At 64.5% G+C, this 2,512-nt stretch carries 3 protein-coding genes and 1 pseudogene; 3 read left to right on the top strand and 1 reads right to left on the bottom strand.

Annotated features, from left to right (window positions below):
- The 3 genes from A2I95_RS31270 to A2I95_RS31260 all read left to right on the top strand — a co-directional run.
- Positions 1–983: SPOR domain-containing protein (locus A2I95_RS31270; RefSeq protein WP_291736087.1), on the top strand; the 983-nt coding region annotated here is incomplete at its 5' end.
- Positions 984–1,206: 223 nt separating this feature from the next.
- Entirely contained in the window at positions 1,207–1,638 is a 432-nt protein-coding gene (locus tag A2I95_RS31265) for a MarR family winged helix-turn-helix transcriptional regulator (protein WP_027259328.1), read from the top strand.
- Positions 1,639–1,712: 74 nt separating this feature from the next.
- Positions 1,713–2,114, top strand: a complete 402-nt coding sequence (locus A2I95_RS31260) for a hypothetical protein (protein ID WP_027259327.1) — start codon at positions 1,713–1,715, stop codon at positions 2,112–2,114.
- A 49-nt stretch (positions 2,115–2,163) separates the two neighbouring features.
- Here the strand turns inward: A2I95_RS31260 and A2I95_RS31255 are convergent.
- A pseudogene (locus tag A2I95_RS31255) lies at positions 2,164–2,512 on the bottom strand (hypothetical protein); the annotation flags it as partial.

Below are 2,512 nucleotides of genomic sequence, written 5' to 3'. Positions count from 1 at the left end.
CTGCCAAGCCCGCCGCCGCAGCGCCCAGGATCGTCACCACGGCCAAGCCGCGCCGTACACCGCAATCCACCAGCGCCCAGCCCGCCGCTGCTGCTCCGGCGCCGAAACCGGCACCTAAGAGAGTCGTGCGTGTGACGCCCAAGCCAATCCCGGCCCCAGCAGCACCCGCTCCGGCTGCAGTGCAGCCCGCAAGCAGCGGTGCGTGTGCCGGTCTTTCGGATATCAGCCGCCAGTACACCAATGCCACCGGCGCGCGCTGCGGCCCGCAAACTGTTTCGCCGGTGACCTACGGGGGTCAGGGCAGCGGCCCGCAATCCTCCCTGCGCCTCACCCCGAATACGCGTGTGGTGCAGACGCACATCTACCAGGACCGCCGCCTCAGCAACAGTTTCTCGGTGCCCGAAGGCTATCGCCCGGTCTGGACCGATGGGCGGCTGAACCCGCAGCGAGCGGTGCGTACCGTGCGCCCGGCAGTGGTGACCGGTTTTGCCCAAGCCCCGGCCGGCTACCTGGCAGTGGAGCGTGAAGACGACCGTCTGAACACGATGCGCGGCGTGCGCACATCCGAGGGCGATGCGCAGATGGCGCAGGTCTGGACCAAGGGCGTGCCGCGCCGCCTGGTGCAGCTGCCGCTGGACCGTGCCACGCTGACACTGCCGCGCAATGTGCGCCGCAGCCCGGCCGAAGCGCAGCCGTCGGGCCTGCGCCTGTCCACCCGCTCTGCACCGGATGCGGCGGCGCCGCAGCAAGCCGCATCGCGACGGTATATTCGCGCCGCAACCTATGCCGGTGCCGCTGAGGCCAAGGCCGCAGCGCGGCGGCTTGCCGCTGCCGGTCTGCCAGTGCGCCTTGGCACTGTCAGCCGCAGGGGGCAGCCCTATAAGGTTGTTCTGGCAGGCCCGTTTCACGCCCATGACCAAGCCGCTGCAGCCTTGGCCAAAGCCCGCAAGGCTGGTTTTGCCGGGGCGCGGATCAGCAAGTAAAGCCAGGGCAGAGGCCTGACCGTCCCGGCTCCGGCTGCTGAAAAGACGGTCTCTCCCCTTCGCAGCCAGAAGGTGAAAGGCACCGAAGAGCATTTCGAAGCCCGTTCCAGACAGTTTCAGGGGCGGGCTTTGTGCTTTTTGCCGCCGGCAATGTCCGGGCTTGCCCTCTCTTGACTTCTTCCGAAAGTTCATTAGTTAGGCTTCCAGACTAACTGGAGACAGCATGACCTTCGCGCAACTGATCGAATTGGCACACCGCCACGCACACCGGCACTGGGCGAGGGGCGGCGCCCGGATCGGGCTTAGCCACAGCGAGTATGAATACCTGCGCGCCATCAAGGAGCAGGAGATCAAGCAAACCAGCAAAGACGACCACGGCCAGCACCTGCAAGACGTGGTTGAGGATCTGGGCGTCAGGAAAGCCTCGGCCAGTGCGATGGTTGTCAAGCTGACAGAGCGCGGATTGGTGGAGCGGGTGCCCTGCCGCTACGATGCCCGTGCCCAGCATATACTGCTCACGCCTCAGGGGCGCGAGATGCTGCAAACAGGAGAGGAGATGTATCAGGCCGCTGCCCGGAGTTTCCTGTCTGAAGCACCGGGCCTGGACGGAGACGCTCTCGCAGCCGCGCTGGCAGAAAAGTCTGAGACCGGCTGAAGGGATCGGCGCCTTTTTGCGCAGTAAGGTAAGTCTAACTAACTAACAATCGAAATCCGCGAAAGGAAAAACCCATGACATTCGAACCTGTTCTGATCGGAACCGCATTGCATATCCTGATCTGGGAAAAACTCCCGGAGTGGGGGACCTGGTTCAACAGGCTGCTGGCGATGCTGCCGCGGCCGCTGCAGTCGCTCTATGAGCAATGGCATTGCCCGTATTGCGCCGGGTTCTGGATTGCGCTTGTGCTGCATGCGCTGACCGGTTTCTGGACTATTCCGGCGCTCTCGGCGCTGCCAGGACATCTGGGCGCAGCGGCGGTGCCTCTTGGATGGATGCTGGATGCCCTTGCCACTGCAACGCTGATCTACGCATCGGTGATCGCATTGAAAGCAATCGGCCTGCCCGCGATGAAGGCGCACATGATGAAAGCCGACTTCATGAAAGCGGCCTTTGACAGCAGTCAAAAGGGCTAGGCGTTTTCTGCCGCGCAAAACTGCGGCTGGGCGCAACAGAACCGGGCGTCTAACCGCAGATGTTCTGCAGTTGCACCCAGTCGCGGTCATTCAGCAGCGGCTCCTGATCGCGGCCTGCCATCGGGTCCGCTTCGATCAGCCCCAGCACCGTCTCGCCGGTGATGTCCAGCGCATAGGCATAAGGCGAGGAGGGCAACGCCGCGCGGGCAAATTCCGCCAGAAGCACCTGATCCGGCAGTGCCGGACGGGGGCTGGCCAGGGTGGTTTCGGAATAGGCATCCAGGGCTGCGCGGTCCAGCTCGCCCGTGGTCAGCAATTTGAAGGCGGCCATAACTCCGCCGGCCTCCAGCAGTTCGAACATCGGGTCGCTGGCCTCTGCCCGGGCGCGTTCCGCCAGG

This window comes from Leisingera sp. F5, assembly GCF_001593695.1.
This window is presented reverse-complemented; position numbering and strand designations above follow the sequence as displayed.